General features: G+C 39.5%; 15 protein-coding genes and 1 tRNA gene. 13 read left to right on the top strand and 3 right to left on the bottom strand.

Annotation, left to right across the window (positions count from 1 at the left end; translation table 11 throughout):
• Window positions 1–33: 33 nt before the first annotated feature.
• The 3 genes from ACI3ES_RS09185 (at window position 34) to ACI3ES_RS09175 (ending at window position 5,653) form a co-directional block, all read left to right on the top strand.
• Window positions 34–2,076, top strand: a complete 2,043-nt coding sequence (locus ACI3ES_RS09185; RefSeq protein ID WP_114667368.1) for a penicillin-binding transpeptidase domain-containing protein — start codon at window positions 34–36, stop codon at window positions 2,074–2,076.
• A gap of 240 nt (window positions 2,077–2,316) precedes the next feature.
• Window positions 2,317–4,305, top strand: a complete 1,989-nt coding sequence (locus ACI3ES_RS09180; protein ID WP_407631981.1) for an ATP-binding cassette domain-containing protein — start codon at window positions 2,317–2,319, stop codon at window positions 4,303–4,305.
• Between the two features lie 181 nt (window positions 4,306–4,486).
• Window positions 4,487–5,653 (top strand): LCP family protein, encoded by a 1,167-nt coding sequence (locus tag ACI3ES_RS09175; RefSeq protein ID WP_114667370.1) that lies wholly within the window; start codon window positions 4,487–4,489, stop codon window positions 5,651–5,653.
• A gap of 58 nt (window positions 5,654–5,711) precedes the next feature.
• Here the strand turns inward: ACI3ES_RS09175 and ACI3ES_RS09170 are convergent, their stop codons facing one another.
• The gene (locus tag ACI3ES_RS09170; RefSeq protein ID WP_114667716.1) at window positions 5,712–6,110 is read right to left on the bottom strand and encodes a YbaN family protein; all 399 of its coding nucleotides are present in this window, start codon (window positions 6,108–6,110) and stop codon (window positions 5,712–5,714) included.
• A 150-nt stretch (window positions 6,111–6,260) separates the two neighbouring features.
• Between ACI3ES_RS09170 and ACI3ES_RS09165 the strand changes: the two genes are divergently transcribed.
• The 10 genes from ACI3ES_RS09165 (at window position 6,261) to ACI3ES_RS09120 (ending at window position 14,545) form a co-directional block, all read left to right on the top strand.
• Complete coding sequence (locus tag ACI3ES_RS09165; RefSeq protein ID WP_114667715.1) at window positions 6,261–7,184, top strand: exopolyphosphatase; 924 nt, start codon at window positions 6,261–6,263, stop codon at window positions 7,182–7,184.
• Window positions 7,177–8,382 carry a hydroxymethylglutaryl-CoA reductase, degradative gene (locus tag ACI3ES_RS09160; RefSeq protein WP_114667714.1) on the top strand — a complete coding sequence of 402 codons (1,206 nt, stop codon included), beginning with the start codon at window positions 7,177–7,179 and terminating at the stop codon, window positions 8,380–8,382. The genes ACI3ES_RS09165 and ACI3ES_RS09160 overlap by 8 nt, the downstream gene beginning before the upstream one ends.
• Window positions 8,366–9,319, top strand: a complete 954-nt coding sequence (locus ACI3ES_RS09155) for a nitrate ABC transporter ATPase (protein WP_317212253.1) — start codon at window positions 8,366–8,368, stop codon at window positions 9,317–9,319. The genes ACI3ES_RS09160 and ACI3ES_RS09155 overlap by 17 nt, the downstream gene beginning before the upstream one ends.
• A gap of 3 nt (window positions 9,320–9,322) precedes the next feature.
• On the top strand, window positions 9,323–10,024 hold the full coding sequence (locus tag ACI3ES_RS09150) for an NAD-dependent protein deacylase (protein WP_114667712.1): 702 nt from the start codon (window positions 9,323–9,325) through the stop codon (window positions 10,022–10,024).
• 81 nt (window positions 10,025–10,105) lie between these two features.
• Complete coding sequence (locus ACI3ES_RS09145) at window positions 10,106–11,026, top strand: cation diffusion facilitator family transporter (protein ID WP_004915677.1); 921 nt, start codon at window positions 10,106–10,108, stop codon at window positions 11,024–11,026.
• A 359-nt stretch (window positions 11,027–11,385) separates the two neighbouring features.
• Entirely contained in the window at window positions 11,386–12,789 is a 1,404-nt protein-coding gene (locus ACI3ES_RS09140) for an Nramp family divalent metal transporter (protein ID WP_114667711.1), read from the top strand.
• A gap of 13 nt (window positions 12,790–12,802) precedes the next feature.
• Window positions 12,803–13,270 carry a universal stress protein gene (locus tag ACI3ES_RS09135; protein WP_114667710.1) on the top strand — a complete coding sequence of 156 codons (468 nt, stop codon included), beginning with the start codon at window positions 12,803–12,805 and terminating at the stop codon, window positions 13,268–13,270.
• A 164-nt stretch (window positions 13,271–13,434) separates the two neighbouring features.
• Window positions 13,435–14,046 (top strand): cadmium resistance transporter, encoded by a 612-nt coding sequence (locus tag ACI3ES_RS09130; RefSeq protein WP_114667709.1) that lies wholly within the window; start codon window positions 13,435–13,437, stop codon window positions 14,044–14,046.
• A gap of 7 nt (window positions 14,047–14,053) precedes the next feature.
• Window positions 14,054–14,398, top strand: coding sequence for a helix-turn-helix transcriptional regulator (locus tag ACI3ES_RS09125; RefSeq protein WP_004915687.1), 345 nt, complete (start codon window positions 14,054–14,056; stop codon window positions 14,396–14,398).
• A gap of 63 nt (window positions 14,399–14,461) precedes the next feature.
• Window positions 14,462–14,545: transfer RNA gene (locus tag ACI3ES_RS09120), tRNA-Leu, on the top strand.
• A gap of 185 nt (window positions 14,546–14,730) precedes the next feature.
• Here the strand turns inward: ACI3ES_RS09120 and ACI3ES_RS09115 are convergent.
• A complete protein-coding gene (locus ACI3ES_RS09115) occupies window positions 14,731–17,853 on the bottom strand; it encodes a BspA family leucine-rich repeat surface protein (protein ID WP_407631980.1) in 3,123 nt (1,040 codons plus the stop codon).
• A 157-nt stretch (window positions 17,854–18,010) separates the two neighbouring features.
• The gene (locus tag ACI3ES_RS09110) at window positions 18,011–18,217 is read right to left on the bottom strand and encodes a hypothetical protein (RefSeq protein WP_114667707.1); all 207 of its coding nucleotides are present in this window, start codon (window positions 18,215–18,217) and stop codon (window positions 18,011–18,013) included.
• Window positions 18,218–18,222 lie beyond the last annotated feature (5 nt).

Raw genomic sequence — 18,222 nt, 5'->3', positions numbered from 1 at the left:
ATAGAGTAATTATTCAAACTTGGCGGTAAAAACATGAAACGCAACCCATATTTAGAGGATCGTGATAATAAAAATAACGCGCGGGCTAATTTGCCAACACGACTAAATATATTGTTAGGTATTTCTTTATTACTCATGATTGCACTCACTGTGCAATTGGCCTTTTTAACAATCCAACAGGGGTCTGACTATAAAGCAGAAGTTAATCGAAGCGATGAAACGGTTGAGAAAGGTAACGTACCGCGTGGTCTTTTTTATGATTCAACTGGTCGTGTCATTGCAGGAAATAAGGCACAAACGGCTATTACCTTCACTCGTGGCACTAATATCAGTTCTGCAACCATGCGCGAAACGGCTGAAAAATTAGGTAAATACCTGACTGTTGATACGTCTCGTTTAAGTGATCGGTCAAAGGCCGACTTTTATTTAGCAGATGCCAAACAGGCAGCAGCTGTCCAAAAAAAGATTAACAAAGCTAAGAAAAAGGGTGAAACATATACAGGGACACAGTTAACGGATTTGTCTGTTAATTATGTTGAGAAAAATCATCTGATTGATTCTGTTAATGAAAATGATGCGATGATTTTTCAGCGCATGAGTGGCGCCTATGCATTATCAACTACCTTTATTAAGGAAGATGATGTGTCTGAAACAGAGTTAGCTGAAATTGGTGAACGACTTAGCCAATTCCCCGGTATTAAAATTGGGACGAGTTGGGCCCGCCAATATCCCCAAGGGGATGACTTTAAGGCGTTGATTGGTAACGTCACTAATGAGTCAACTGGTTTGCCTGATGACCGACTGCACACATTATTAGCTCAGGGTTATTCTCAAAATGAGCCAGTCGGTAATTCTAGTCTTGAAATGAAATATGAATCAATGCTGAAGGGCTCAGCGTCACAAACAGTTGTAACAACGGGGACAGATGGCACAGTAAAATCATCAAGCATCAAATATGATGGTCAGGCTGGTGATAGTTTGAAGCTGACAATTAATGCAGAGTTCCAAAAGGCCGTTCAAAAAATTCTTGAGGACAATTTGCCCGGTGGTGATGTGCAGGGTGCTTATGCAACTGTTATGAATCCATACACTGGTGGTATATATGCTATGGCTGGTGTCGATCAAGATTATGAGACTAAGAAGAAAACAGCTGACCCAAATGGTAACATTAACCATGCAATTGTCATGGGATCAGTTGTGAAGCCAGCGGTCTTGACAACAGCGTTCCAACGTGGTGTCCTATCAACGTCAAATACCACGATGTATGATCAAGCTATCAAAATTCAAGGTACACCAACAATTACGTCCTATTGGAACAAGGCTGGAACACCAATAGCTGTTGATGCACAAACAGCCTTGGAACGTTCATCTAACACATACTTCGTCCAATTGGGTATGAAAATTGGTGGGCAAACATACAGTTCTGGTTCACCTCTAGCCCTTAATTCGGATGCGTTCCAGACGTTACGAAATGGGTTAGCACAGTACGGACTAGGCATTAAAACAGGTATTGATATTAGTGGCGAAACAGCGGGTTATAGAGGGCCCACAACAGGTGAGAATGTAGGTAAGTATTTATATGAATCGTTTGGACAATACGATTCTTATACAACAATGCAATTGGCTCGCTATGTTTCGACAATTGCGAATGGCGGTTACCTCATACAGCCACATTTGGTCGACTCTGTTTTGCAAAGCATTCCAAATAGTACCAAAATGAAGACAGTTTGGAAAGCCTCTCCTAATATACAAGGACAAGTTCAGTTAAGTTCTGCTGAGTGGCAAGTAATTCATGAAGGTATGAATCGCGTTGCTAATGGTTCGGACACCTATAACACTGGTGGCACGCAGCTTCATAAATTGACACCGCATGTTTATGCGAAAACTGGTACAGCTGAAACGACAACGAATGGGAACCAAACCTTTACTGAGTCGATTGTTGCTTATGTACCAGGGCAACCTGTTGCAATGGCGATGGCTATTCCCGGTATGAATAATTATTTGGATGGTACTAATGGTAAAATTGCGGCAGCAATTATCAATGCTTACTGGAAGTATGTTCAAAATAAACCTTAAAACAGCGAAAGCTGTTTTTTTGTATCAGCACATCTCAAATCAATATTTTAAGAAGTGGACAATAATATAGGCTTCAGCAGTAAACTTACTATTTATTATGGCATGCAGAATGAGTGAATATTGATGAATAGAGACGGGATTTGTTTACTAGTATGTGGACTACTGTGTAACAAAGAATAATTTACATCATGGAATGCTTATGATAAACTAAACACACATTATAGAAAAGAGAAATCAGGCATGGCATTTTTAAAACTAACTGATATCCACAAATCTTATTTTCTCGGAAAAGATGAATTTCCTGTTTTAAAAGGCATTGATTTGTCATTTGAAAAAGGTGAATTTGTCTCAATTTTAGGAGAATCCGGTGGTGGAAAATCAACCTTAATTAACATCATTGGTGGCTTAGACCGAAATTTCGAAGGAACGGTTGAAGTTAACGGTGAGAAGTTAGACCACAAACAAGAAAAGAAACTTGATGTTTACCGTCGCCAAACAATTGGTTATATTTTTCAAAGCTTCAATTTGATTAACTATCAAACTAATTTGGAAAACGTTGAAACATCATTAAATATGACAACTTTGTCGGCTTCGCAACGTAAGCAACGTGCTACGGAATTGCTAAAAAAAGTTGGCTTGGCAGAGCATATTCATAAATATCCTTCTCAACTTTCAGGTGGACAAAAGCAACGTGTTGCAATTGCTCGCGCGTTGGCTGCTGATCCTGACGTGATGATTGCTGATGAACCAACTGGTGCGTTGGATTCTGTGAATACAAAAGAAGTATTGGAATTACTTGAACAAATTGCGCAAGAAGGCAAATTAGTCATTGTTGTCACACATTCTCAAGCAGTTGCAGATTACGGCACACGTATTTTACACATGGCTGATGGTAAAATAGATGAAGAAAAGAATCTTAAGCCACGTTTTGAAACACCTGCTACAACTGATCGTCTTACCTCTAAACCATTGTCTCAAGGCTCTGTTTGGGACATGGCATTTGATCATTTGAAATTCAAAAAGCTACAAAACTTCTTGATTATTTTAGGATCAGCAATTGGTGTTTTTTCAGTTATTCTGTTCTTGGGATTAGGAAATGGTATTAAGGGTTATATTAATGATCAAGTGAACTCATTAGCTAACCCTAATTACCCAACTGTCTTAAAAAATACGACGGACAGTAAGGATGCTACTGCCACTGAACGTGCGCAAGCAACAACTCAAGCTGCAGCAACAGACTACAACTCTACCACCATCTCAGATAAACTTATTAAGAAAATCAATCAGGTGAAACATGTTGATAAAGTTTATAAGGGTTATCATTTTAATGGTGCTGTCTTCAAGTATGGTAACGTACAATCACAGGCAGGCACGCAAATTCAGACATGGACGCCAATCTATGCAGATAAGGTCATTAAAGCTGGTCGTAAGCCAAAGGCAAGTAATGAAATTGTGATCGACAAGGCTTTTGCTAAGAAAGCTAATACTAATTGGAAGTCATTGCTCAATAAAAATATCACATACACATATGTTGCTTATAACGCCCAAAACCAACCAGTACCAGTGACATCAACGATGAAAATTGTTGGTATTACTGATGGTGGTCAAAGTGGTACAATCTTTGCTGCAACAACAGCCGGTGTCAAAAAGGATTTAACAAAGGCCAATGCTGTGACAACTGCCAACTTCTTGACACTTTCCATCAAAGATACACGAGAAATTCAATCAACTGTTGATGCAGTCAATAATTTGAAAGAAAATGGTAAACAGGCTGTGGCTGCTATTTCAGTCGGATCTGTATTGAAGACAATTAACACGATTACTAGCTTGGCGTCATACGTATTAGCTGCGATTGCTGGTATCTCACTGTTTGTCTCAGCAATTATGATTATCGTGACAACGTACATGTCTGTTTCAGAACGTACAAAAGAAATTGGTGTATTACGTGCCTTGGGTGCACGTTCAAAAGATATTCGTGGACTATTTACGAATGAAGCACTATTGATGGGTATTATCTCAGCAATATTTGGTATTGCGGTGGCCTACTTAGCCCAGTTTGCAATGAACGCTGCGCTTTATGGTTTGATCAAGTTCAATATTGTGCAGGTTTCTGTTGGTAATGTCATCTTCGCAGTGGTTATCTCACTCATTATTGCCTTGATTGCTAGTTTTGTGCCATCGCGCAAGGCTGCCAAGTTGAATACAATTGATGCTTTAGCTGCTGATTAATTCACTTTTAGGACAATAACATCACATAACGAATTAGCTAGTGAATGATTGATTCACTAGCTTTTTTTGATGCGATCAATACTATAAATCTTCAACATATTTTAAGACAATCGGCAAATCAAAACGATGATGTGCAAATAATGGTATAATGAATTTTTAGAACGCATTAGGGGTACAAGTTATGGAAAACAATATGAGTCGTGCGGCACGCCGACAATCAGCACCATTACCAAATGGACAGCCACCACGACCACCACGGCCACGAAAGCGTCGTAAAAAATGGCGATGGATTGTTGCAATATTACTATTGTTGGCAATTGTTGGTGGTGTCATGATGTCAATGGTTTTGAGCAATGTGAAAACATCTGTTGACAAAATGTACCGTAGTGCAAAAGTTACAAAAGCACGTGACGTCCAACAAGTTTTGAAAAAAGGGGAACCATTTTCAATTTTAGTTTTAGGAACAGATACGGGTGCATTGGATCGTGATCGTACAGGTTTGACCGATTCAATGATGCTTATCACAGTTAATCCAAAAACTAAAACAACCACGATGATGTCCATTCCACGAGATATTATGGTAGCAATTGTAGGTCACGAGAATACTTTTCCACAAAAGCTAAATGCGGCATTTCCAATTGGCGGTGTGAGTTCAACCATACTGACGTTACAAAATTATTTGAATGTACCGATTGATTTTTATGCTTTAGTTAATATGGGTGGTTTGGAGAAGTTGATTAATCAGGTTGGTGGTGTTGAAGTAGAGTCACCTTTGACATTCACTTATCAACCAGACAACGACAAACCAGACGTGTATAAGTTCTATAAGGGCAAAGAAAAGTTTGAATATGCGTCTGATGGGAAGAACTTTAAAACTTACACAACAATGAATGGCTATGCAGCCTTGTCATTTTCTCGGATGCGCTATGATGATCCACAAGGGGATTATGGTCGTCAATTGCGCCAACGACTAGTCTTAAAGGCGTTACTTAAGAAATCAGCCAGTGCAAAAACATTGCTCAACGCTAAATTTATGAGTTCTATCTCTAAAAATGTTCAGACGGATATGAAGTTTAATAATCTTACCACGGTAGCACTAAAATATATGTCTGCTACTAAAAAACAAACGTCAGAACATATACAAGGTGTTGGTGATATGTATAATGGTGTCAGTTATCAAATGGTCACTGAAACAGAAAAGCAACGTGTTACAACCCTTTTGCGCAAGTCATTAGATTTGAAAGCTAAAAATACGGGAACCCAGTTTGGTGGATCTGTGCCAGCTATGTATTCCTATATTGCCGAGTATAACTTGAACATGATTAATGAAACGCTTGATCCACAGTAAATAAAGTTAAAAGGTAGCAACAGTAATTACTGTTGCTACCTTTTTTCGTCATTGCACGTTATTTGTTGTTGTTTTTCATAAATGGAATGCCATCACGCCAAAGATAGCCACGATAATAGCTTTCCATAGAAACGATTTGGGTTAACGAAGTGAGTGGTAAGACGATTTTTAGCCACACTAAATCAGTTTTGAAAAATGGAATTGCCATCATGCCAGCCGTCACTAAATAGATGATGATACGAGCTTTTAATGGTAGCTGTCGTTCAAAAACGCCCTGATGAACGTATTGTTTGTAATATTTATTATTTTGTAGCCACGTGTCGAGTCGTTTGGAAGATTTAGACCATAAAATAGCAGTCAGAACGTAAAATCCGGCCGTTGGGATACCCGGAATCCAAATCGCAACTGTACCGATTGCAAAACTCAACGCGCCTAGCGCAATCAAAAGTATTTTCATAATAACCAGTTTAACATGGACTAACCAATTAATAAATAATCGTGATTTTATTAATATATTATTACTATTTTAAGAAGTTATCCTTGTTATCGGTTGCTATGATGAGATGTGTTACAATTAAATTATTAAAATCAAAATTAGGATAACACTATGAGCTATTTAGCAATCGTTGACCTAGGCAGCAACTCTGCTCGAATGGTGGTCGAAGAATTACATAAAGATGGCACTTATACCGAGATTGTTCGGGAAAAGCAGGACACTCGCATTGCGCAAAATATGGGTGCGGAGCTGATTTTGCAAGAAGAACCAATGGCAAGAACCATTGGTGCATTGCGCTATTTTCAGACGCGCTATGCGAGGTTTGAACCTGAAGTACGTGCTATCACAACGGCTGCTGTGAGAACAGCCCAAAATCAATCAGAGTTTTTGAAACGTGTGAAAGCAGCCACTGGCATCACATTTCAAGTCCTAACAGGCGATCAAGAAGCTTATTACGACTATTTAGGTGTTCAAGCAACGCTAAAAGTTGATGCGGGGGTAATTTTAGACACCGGTGGTGCATCAGTTGAACTCATTGCTATTAACCACGCAAAAAATATGGCTGCGGTCAGTTTGCCATTTGGTGCGGTGAATTTATCCGAGCAATTCATGTTAGCCAATGATGTGATTCAGAGCAACATTGAGGTGGCTAGTGAGTATATTGTGCAATCTTATCAAAATTTATCTTGGTTATCTTCACAAAAAGGACAGCCTGTTATTTTGTTGGGTGGCGCTAATCGTTCATTAGCACGCATGGCACGCACACGTTCTGGTGAAGCAGAAATTAATCAAATTCACGGTTATGAGATGTCCTACGAATTGGTGATGTCTATCTTTGATGAAATTCGTTATATGACACGAGCAGACCGCGAACAAGTGGCTGGCCTTGAAACAACACGCGCCGACATCATTATTAGCGGGCTTTTACCACTCGTTAATCTGATGCGTTTGATTGAAGCACCCAAAGTAATTTTCTCAGAAAGTGGGGTTCGCGAAGGCTTAATCGCGGAAACTTTATCACAAAGACATGACTAAGAAGTTTTATGAATTAACACCTGACGAACGGTTGGCGTTGTTAGTGATTGATGATGATATCCGTACCGCTTTGTCAGAACAACAAAGTACGGTGAATGCACAACTAGTTGAAAACTATATTAGTGATTTTCGAGTGCCAATGGGTGTTGTACGTGATTTACTAATTAATCAACAGCATTATCAAGTGCCAATGGCAACCGAAGAACCCAGCGTGATTGCTGCTGCAAATAATGGTGCAAAAATGTTGTCTGCTGGCATTGATGTTCAGATTGGTCGTACAGCGATGATCGGTCAAATGATGTTTGTGACTGAAAAATCTTTAGCTGATTTTGTACAAGCCCATCGTTTAGAAATATTCGATATTGCGCGACAAGCACGACCATCAATCTATCAACGTGGTGGTGGTCTTTTAGACGTCGTTGTGCGTCAGGTATCTGAAAATGAAACAAGCGTTGATTTTATTATTGATACAAGAGACGCTATGGGCGCCAACATTGTCGATACTATTTTGGAGGCTGAGTTACCACTTTTTGAATCGTTTAATCCACTGGGGGTTATTTTATCTAACTATGCGACACAGCAGTTAGTGACAGCCACGGCTGACATTGCATTTGAACGGGTGGGGGGCGAACACGTAGCACGTCAAATTGTTGCGCTCAATCATTTTGCGCAAAGTGATCCTTATCGCGCGACAACAGAAAATAAGGGGCTTTTTAATGGTGTCAGTGCAGTGGTTTTGGCGACTGGCAATGATTGGCGTGCCGTTGAAGCGAGTGGACATGCTTATGCCAGCCGTAACGGACAATATCAGGCACTGACAACTTGGTCCATCAAAGATAACCAATTGCACGGCGAACTGACTATGCCAATTAGCGTGGGAACAGTTGGCGGTGCGATTTCTGTACTGCCAGCTGCTCAAAACGCCTTAGCTATACTGGGACAGGTCAATGCAGATGAGCTACGTATGGTCATTGTCTCAGTTGGTTTAGCACAAAATTTAGCGGCCCTCAAGGCAATTGTTAGCGGTGGCATTCAGCAAGGACATATGCGTATGCAATACCGTGCATTAGCCATGCAAGTCGGTGCTGAAGTTTCAGAAGTTAAACGCTTGGTGCCAAGATTGATGGCTGAAAAGCATGTTGATACTGAGTTAGCAACTAAAATATTAATGGAGATAAGAAATGAATCCAAAAGTTAAATCTTTACTAGATGCTGTCAATCAGCTTTATCCCGGCACAGTTATGAGCCGAGTGGGCACTGAGAACACTGGCACTTTGCACATTGACCGTGTTAATCAAGAAGTTTTGGGGCAACGTTTATTGATTGAAGTTGCAGAAGAAACTGAGAGTGATTTTTTATTAGCTAACGAGTTATTGAAGATGTTATTAACCTTTAATGGGATAACACCGCAAGTATTTTTTGCATTAACATTTAATGATGACAAATTAGATGAGCAATTAATTCAAATTGCAACGCGTATGCATCGCGTAGTTGTCCACGCGATTACTTACCGAGAATTAGCAACAAAGCAAATGTTAACACAGCAAACAGCTGATGCTTATTTGGCAGGTGTTCAATCTGAATTAACACCAGAGAATGGTGATCTGGATGATGAGAGTTTATGGCGTTTGCTTATGGTATTAGATGCCTTGGTATTTGCCGATAATTTAGTTGAGGCCAGTGATTTTACAGCTGTTCTAGAAAATAACTATCCGCTAGCTTATACGGCGGCTCAGACACTTGCTGAACCCATTTTAAGGGCAGATTTGAAGCAATCACGCCAAATTCGACACCAAATGGTAACACTATTTGTCGGTCTTGACGATGTGTTAAAAAAGTGGGGAAAGCCTACTGTAAATGCCAAAGAGTACGTCACTTTAACAAGTGTTTTGTCTCAACGCCAACTGGCACTACCAGTCAATCAAGTGTTTACCATTTTCCATTCAGAAATGACAGATTTTCAGACCAAAAAGACAGCTTATGTCGGTCTAAATAAGGGGGATGAGCAAAATAGTTTTGTCATCACACCACCCGAAAACGAAGCAGATCGACCAGCTTTTTTCAAAGCACTATATGCTATGAAAGTCTCAGAATTGTTTAAAAAATTGGCATTACCTTACATTGAAAGAGTTTAAATTATGTTAGTCACACCAGAAATTCAAAAACGCTTTGACGACGCTAATCATATCGTGTTTATGACAGGAGCGGGCGTGTCGACCATCTCGGGCATTCCTGATTACCGTTCTAAAGGTGGAATATATGATGGTGTTGCCTTACGACCAGAGTACTTGTTGAGTGCCACGGCTTTTCAAAATGAACCGGAAAAACAATATCAATTTATGATTGATAATATGTATTTTCCTGAAGCTAAACCGAATGTTATTCATGACAAAATGGCTGCTTTGACACAAGCTAACCGAGCTAAAATTATCACGCAAAATGTTGATGACTTACATGTTAAAGCAGGCTCGAAGCCAGAAAATTTGATTCGTTTTCATGGTTCTCTCTATGATATTTATGCACCACATGACGGCAAAAAAGCCGATTATCATGACTATTTGCAGAGCATGAGAAGAGCGGATGGCGCCATTTTACGACCAAGAATTACTTTTTATGAGGAAATGCCTTTTGAGGTGGAACGTTCAGCACTTTGGGTCCGGGAAGCTGATTTGATTGTGATTGTGGGGACGAGTTTTCAGGTTTACCCATTTGCTGGATTGCTGCAATATGCTAATCCACAAGCGACAGTGATGTCGGTTAATTTAGAATATATTGCCACACCATATCACATTGATCAAATTGTGGGTGACGCGGGTGACTTTTTCGCGTCATTATCTTAATCTGTTAGCAAACTTGAAATATATGAACAATTATTCATATTAAGTGGTAGAATAAGAGTAGCATATTTCAAGGGAGACGAGATGATACACACAAATCAAACTTTAAAAATGAAACAAAGGCCTTATGTTATTGGCATTACACTGAACATTGTGTTTGTTTTGGCAGAATTAGTTTTTGCAAAAATTGCTCATTCAACTGCGCTATTTGCTGATGCTTTTCACAATTTGAGTGACGTGTTAGCACTCATAATTGCTTGGTTAGCGGTGGTTGTTTTTGGTTTGAAAGCCACTAAACAGCATACTTATGGTTGGCATAATATGTCAATATTAGCTAGCATTTTTAACTCTTTACTCTTAATATTTGCCGTGGTAACTATCTTCTATGAGGGCATTAGAGATTTAATTACTGCTAATGTTAGTCATGCGAGTGGTGCCACAATTATGATTGTGGCAGCTGTTGGTATTGTGATTAATTTTTCAACTGCGTTCTTGTTTAGGGTTTCCGGTGTACCTGATGAGCACGGACATCAGTCACATGACCTCAATGAAAAAACGGCGTACGTTCACTTATTAGCTGATGCAGGTGTGTCTTTGGGCGTTGTTGTGGCTGGCTTGCTCATTCAATGGACAGGTTTGGTTGCAATTGATGCGATTGTTTCGATGATTATTGGCGTAGTGATTGCGGTGACTTCTTGGCCAATGGTCAAATCAACGTTTAACTTGGCTCTAAATGGCGTGCCAGATGGCATTGATGAGGTAGCTGTTGCGGAATATATTGCTAACCATAGCGGTGTGGCGCAGTTTCACGATTTGCATATATGGCCATTATCAACCACAGAAACTGCGTTAACAGTGCATCTTTCCTTGAACAGCACTAGTACAGGTGATGCACAGATGATTTTGGAAGACATTACCAGCGCTCTTCGAACAACCTTCCATATTAGTCATGTCACCATTCAAATTGAAACATCTAGCTTTGACCAAACGTGCAATCAAATTTAAAATTGTAATGTTACGCAAATGTAATAATCTAATGAAAGGGTTTTCAAAAGTTGATTTAGAGACAATTTTCTTTCATTTTAATCACCAAAAAGGCGAATTTTTAAAATGCGCTTTTTTTTGTTGTTGACGTTTTTCGAATAGCGTGTAATATGTAATATGTACTGGAGCGACAATAGTCGAGTTAGGTAATTTTCATAAGCTTTCAACTATGGTGTTGAATGAAATCCTTTATGAAATTTATTTAGCACTTGTTGTATCTGTTTGGCACGCAGTAAGTTTGCCGACAAGTGAATATTCACGATATGTCAAGTCGAAATTCGTTTATTTTGTTCTGAGGAGAAATCTAAAGGAGAGATAGAATGCAAGATTCTACAAGCGTTAACCCAAAGCATCATCTAGTTCAAAATGCTGATGACACTTTGAGTTTGAGTGATGTTAACAGCTCGATTGAAGCACCGAAAGATGGTTCATTCTGGCGAAAATTATTAGCCTTTTCAGGTCCTGGTGCTCTTGTTGCCGTTGGTTATATGGATCCTGGTAACTGGGTAACCTCTGTTGGTGGTGGTGCGCAGTATCGCTATGTTTTGTTATCAGTCGTATTGATTTCATCATTGATTGCTATGATGTTACAATATATGGCTGGTAAGTTGGGTATTGTCAAACAAGAAGATTTGGCACAAGCGACGCGTGATCGCACTAACAAACCAGGTGGTATTGCACTTTGGATTATGACAGAGTTAGCATTGATGGCCACAGATATCGCTGAAGTTATTGGTGGCGCGATTGCCTTACACTTGTTGTTTGGCTGGTCAATGATTGCCTCTGTTCTGACAACAGCATTTGATGTTGTGTTGCTGCTGTTGCTAATGAAGTTTGGTTTCCGAAAGATTGAAGCGATTGTTATGACACTTATCATCACAATCTTGGTTATCTTTGCTTACCTCGTTGTGTTATCAAAGCCTGAATTGACAGCTTTGTTTGGTGGTTATTTGCCACAATTACAAGATTTAAGTAGTGCTTCACCTATTGGTGGTGGTGACTCTAAGTTGACACTGACTTTGGGTATCATTGGTGCTACGGTTATGCCCCACAACCTTTATTTGCACTCATCAATTTCACAAACACGTAAGGTTGATCGTAACGACAAATCTGCAATTAAAGAAGCTGTTCGCTTCATGACATGGGATTCAAATATCCAATTGTCTTTGGCTTTTGTTATCAATTCATTGCTTTTAATCTTAGGAGCGGCTTTGTTCTTTGGTCACGCTGATAAAGTGGGTACTTTTGGTTCAATGTATAACGCCTTGGGTGATAAGACGATTGCGGGAGCGGTTGCCTCACCTATCTTATCAACATTGTTTGCGGTAGCACTGCTGGCATCAGGTCAAAATTCAACCATTACTGGAACATTGACTGGTGAAATTATTATGGAAGGCTTCCTGCACATGCGTATTCCAATGTGGTTACGTCGTGTTGTAACACGTGGATTAGCGCTTATTCCAGTTGTTGCCTTTACATTAATTTATGGTGGTGCCGAAGACAAACTGGATCAATTGCTAGTTTATTCACAGGTCTTCTTGTCAATTGCTTTGCCATTTGCTATGGCACCATTGATTTTATTCACGTCATCGAAGAAGATTATGGGTAAAGAATTTGCTAACCCAATGTGGATGACAGTTTTGGGATGGATTACATTCGCTGTCTTAACAGTTTTGAATATTCAATTGGTTGTTCAAATTATTGGTCAACTATTTGGTGCCTAAGAGGAGAGATAACATGAGTGAATTAAACTTAAACATCGAACCAATGCAATTTAAGAACATCTTAGTGGGTGTTGACGAATCACAGCAAGGCTATTTTGCTTTGGCTAATGCGATTCATCAGGCCAGTGAAGATGGGGCGAAGTTGACAATCGCCACAGTTTTGGAAATGGGTGATTTGTCAACAATCGACGCGTTACATCTTGATTTTATTAAAGAAAAACGAGCCGAGTTTGAAGCTAATTTGGAAAAATATCGTGCCTATGCTGTCTCAAAAGGGGCAACTAATGTTGAAACGATTTTTGCTGATGGTGCTAAGGCAGGCGAAGTGCTTGTACAAGACATCGCACCACGCGTTGGCGCTGATTTGATTATTGTTGGTGCACATTCACGTGAAGGTTTCTGGGGATCACTTGGTTCACAAGCTGCCTACATTGCACGTCATGCCAAGATTTCATCAATGGTTGCGCGTCACGATAGTTAATGACATAACTGCTAATTGATTCAAGCCGTTATTTTGGATAGTATACACTGTTCACAAAAATAATGGTTAATATCATGAGGCAGTTATTTTTTTACGCTATACATGAAAATAAATTCATGTTATACTTTACATGAATAGAAATTCATATAAAGGAAATTGAGCCTATGTTACAAACATTAATGACGGCAGCACTATCATATATTGGTACGACCACTGATTATTTCGTTATTCTGTTATTTATTTTTGGACAATATCGTCAATCAGCACAAGTACGATCAGTCGTTTTCGGCGCTTACCTTGGTAATGCGATGTTAGTGATGATTTCGGTATTCATTGCTTTGGGACTCAAACAAGTGCCTGAAGAATGGCTATTAGGCTTGTTGGGTATTTTACCAATTATTATTGGTATCAAAAATTATTATTCAGACTCGGATGAAGTAGCTGAAGTTGCGGATAATTTACGTCAATCCGGTAAAAAACAACTAATTCTCAAAATGGTAGGAATTACAATCGCAACCTGTGGTGCTGATAACATTGCGCTGTATGTGCCATATTTTACAACGATTAATTTAACCTTGTTACCATTAATTTTTGCAATTTTTATTGTGATTTTATCGTTGGCTTTATTGCTTGCTTATAAAGTGACACAAATGCCAATTGTCTATCAATTGTTGGAACGTTTTGGTGATAGAGTACAGCTAATTATCTATGTTGCGCTTGGTATTTATGTTATGTTCACAGCTGGTACATTACAACATTTATTTACCCTGTTATAATAAGGTTATGAAAAAAGATGTCATTATTGAACTTGAAACAATTTTTAAATTATTGGGTAATCGCCAGCGATTAACGATTTTAGAGCTTTTGCGTGAACGCGCTTATAGCGTCTCAGAAATCATTGCAATCTTGGATATGGAACAATCAGCTGTTTCTCATCAGTTGAAACTCTTGCGTGAAGCACAATTAGTGCAAACCCAACGTCAAGGGCGTGAAATTCTATATTGCTTGAGCGATTCTCACGTTTTGACGCTTTTAGACAACGCCCTGAATCACGTTTCGCACGTTCTTAAACAAGAAACGCACGAAGAATTTTTGGCTGAAGAAAGAGAAAAAAATAAAAAGGGTTGACAGGATAGTGATATCTTGGTATTCTAGTGTAGTTGTTTGAAATCAGACAACCACATAGCGTATGCCGCTGTGGCGGAATTGGCAGACGCGCTGGACTCAAAATCCAGTGGTGGCAACACCGTGTGGGTTCGACTCCCACCGGCGGCATAATTAAGATAATAATGAGTGGAATTAAGCGAAACGCTTGGTCTCACTCATTTTTTATTGGCTACACCAGCAATGCTTGCTGAATTTAAAAACATTTTGTTAGTCTGCTTATCAGCTTTACAAGTTCCTAAAATTAAAATCTAACAAAAAAGATATCGAATCAATTTCGATATCTTTTTGTTAGATTATGGCGTCTCACTCAACGTCCATGTCAATTCTGATTCTAGTTGTTTGCCAAGCAATGCTGTATCAAGTACAGCACTTGGGTTCAACCAAATGCTGAAGTTTTTGGTATCATCATGATTAAAAGCAATACTCTTGGTCTCAGTCGCTGATGTGCCCGACCAGAAACTGCTAGCTCCCGTGGATAAATCATTAGCGCCATATTTTATCTTCAAGTTTGACTTAGCAATCGTAGCTGATTCACCATCAGTTGTCCAGTCACTCGTTTGTGCCACGGTAACATTATACGTTGTACTGTTATCTAAATCTTCTAAGGCCACTGAACCAGTTGCCATGTTGGTTGCCAGCGGACTATTGCCATTAAAGAAGTCACTGGCTGCTAACGTGCCAAAGGTAAGTGATGAAATCGTATTGATAACAGGTGTTGGAGCCAGTGCTTTGTTTGCCCAGACATAAGTTACTGGTTCTGTTCGATCAGCGTACATTTCTGTCGTTGTGACCATTGCACCCTTAGGATTCAATGCTGTTCCTGTGCCAACAATCTGCCAACTGGCAGCAGTTGTCTTGTAACTTGTACCCGGAATCGTTGTCCCAATGGCAGGCGCTGCTTGAAATTCAGGATTACTAGAAAAAATAATATCTTCTCCTAGGGTGATTTTCCAGAGATTGGTAGTTTTGTAGAACATACTGGAGACAGAAGAACCAGAACTATTCCATCCTGATAAGTTCAATATTCTCAGGCTAGATTCACGAAACATGCCATTAAAGTCTGTCACTTTAGTGACATCCCAGCCACTCAAATCTAGACTAGTTAACCCAGTTTTGTAAAACATATAGAGCATATTAGTAACATTGGTCGTCTTAAAATTAGTTAGGTTTAAATTAGTTAAGGCACCGGTGGAACTAAACATATAGCGCATGGTAACATCGGTCGCAGTCCGGCTAACGCCCCAACCCGTTAGATTTAAGGTGGTTAAGCTTGTGGTATTAGAGAACATACCAGAGAAGGACGTGACTTGTGTAACATCCCAGCTACTCAAATCAAGGCTAGTTAACCCAGCTTCTTGAAACATACCGCTCATATCAATGACATTAGTTGTTTTAAAGTTTGTCAAATTTAAATTGGTTAAAGCAGAGGTTCTATTAAACATATAGCCCATGTCAACATTGGTCGCAGTCCGGCCAACGCCCCAACTCGATAGATTTAAGGTGGTTAAGCTTGTGGCAATACGAAACATGCCATCAAAGTCTGTCACTTTAGTGACATCCCAGCCACTCAAATCTAGGCTAGTTAAAGCTGTAGAACGAAACATATTGTTCATATCAATGACATTAGTTGTTTTAAAGTTTGTCAAATTTAAATTGGTTAAAGCAGAGGTAATACCAAACATATAGCCCATGTCAACATTGGTCGCAGTCCGGCCAACGCCCCAACTCGATAGATTTAAGGTGGTTAAGCTTGTGGCAATACGAAACATGCCATCAAAGTCTGTCACTTTAGTGACATCCCAGCCACTCAAATCTAGGCTAGTTAAAGCTGTAGAACGAAACATATTGTTCATATCAATGACATTAGTTGTTTTAAAGTTTGTCAAATTTAAATTGGTTAAAGCAGAGGTAATACCAAACATATAGCCCATGTCAACATTGGTCGCAGTCCGGCCAACGCCCCAACTCGATAGATTTAAGGTGGTTAAGCTTGTGGTACTATAAAACATATAATAAAAGGATGTGACCTGTGTAACATCCCAACTACTCAAATCAAGGCTATTTAACCCAGTTCTGTAAAACATATAGCTCATATCAATGACGTTAGTTGTTTTAAAATCAGTCAGGCTTAAATTAGTTAAGGCACTGGCGTCCTGAAACATACGGCCCATGTTAACATTGGTCGCAGTCCGTCCAACGCCCCAACTCGATAGATTTAAGGTGGTTAAGCTTGTGGTACTATAAAACATATAATAGAAATTCGTGACCTGTGTAACATCCCAGCTACTCAAATCTAAGCTAGTTAAAGCAGTTTTTTGAAACATATAGCTCATATCAATGACGTTAGTTGTTTCAAAGTTTGTCAAATTTAAATTGGTTAAAGCACTGGTACTGGTACTACCAAACATATACATCATGTTAACACCAGTCGCTGTCCGTCCAACACCCCAACTTGATAGATTTAAGGTGGTTAACTTTGTCGCATTGGAAAACATACTATGGAAACCCCAGACCTTTGTGACATCCCAGCTACTCAAATCTAGACTAGTTAAGCCAGTGTTATTAAACATAGAGGTCATACTGATGACATTAGTTGTTTTAAAATTGGTCAAGTTTAAATTAGTCAAGGCACTGGTGTCCCGAAACATAGATCCCATCCTAACATCGGTCACAATCCGCCCAACACCCCAATCCGATAGATTTAAGGTGGTTAAGCTTGTGGCACCATAAAACATATACTCGAAGGACGTGACCCGTGTAACATTCCAGCTACTCAAATCCAGTGTTGACAAAGAACTCGTCCCATCAAACCACATTGACATACTAGTCGCGTATCTAGTACTAAAATTATTTAAACTAGTGAATCCGCTTAACTGGGTTAAATTAGCAAACAAATAATCGACCGCTGTTGGTGCGTCAACAGCACCGTTAAATCGGATTGTCTTGACGTTGGCCGGTGTCACACCCGCATTAGTTAAATTATTGTCAATGCGTTCTGCTAGCTGGCCCGTCCCAAAAGACAACAAGCCAGTAGTAGAATCAAACGTCCAAGTACTTGTCCCGTTGGTATTAGTGGTGATGGCTCTTGGTGCTTTAGCTTGTACAACTGATTTTTGATTACCTTGTTCCTCTGGTTCTGGCAGATTACTATCTTCAATCGGTGGCTCGACTTCCTCATGCTCATCTGCTTCTGTCTCTGATGATGGTTCCTCAGCAGAATCATCACCAACATTAGCATCCACCCGTTGAATCAATTCCTGCAAATCAGAACGCCCCTCATTAGGTAACTGCATTGTCGTTGTTGGTTGGTTATTATCTTTTTCTGAGAGTTGAGAGGCTGTCACAGCTTGCAGAGGTCCTGATAAAGTCATTAATAAGGTGATGATGGTGATATATAGTGATTTTCTAACACGCATATTTCCACTCCATAGTAGTCTAGACCCTCATTCTACTAGGGGGGGTGGAAGATAAGACGACTTTTAAGTGAATAAATTGTGAATTTTAGCGTCGAAATATGACTGAAATAAGTACGCGAATTAAAAAAAGACGAACACCGTCCGCCTTTTTTATCAATTATGCCCAACCATTTTTTTGAAAATCAGACAAAATACGTGCTTGTTCTTTAATACGATTGTCACGTGGTAGTGTACGTGCATGTGATGAATCACGCCATAAATGGTGGACACGATCTGATACATTGACCAATTGCGTATCGCCAGTCGCAATAATATACGCATTTTTTTTCCAATCTGTTTCCAAAATATATTCTATACCAATCATAATTT

The organism is Leuconostoc falkenbergense (assembly GCF_045801155.1).
Classification (GTDB): domain Bacteria; phylum Bacillota; class Bacilli; order Lactobacillales; family Lactobacillaceae; genus Leuconostoc; species Leuconostoc falkenbergense.
This window is presented reverse-complemented; position numbering and strand designations above follow the sequence as displayed.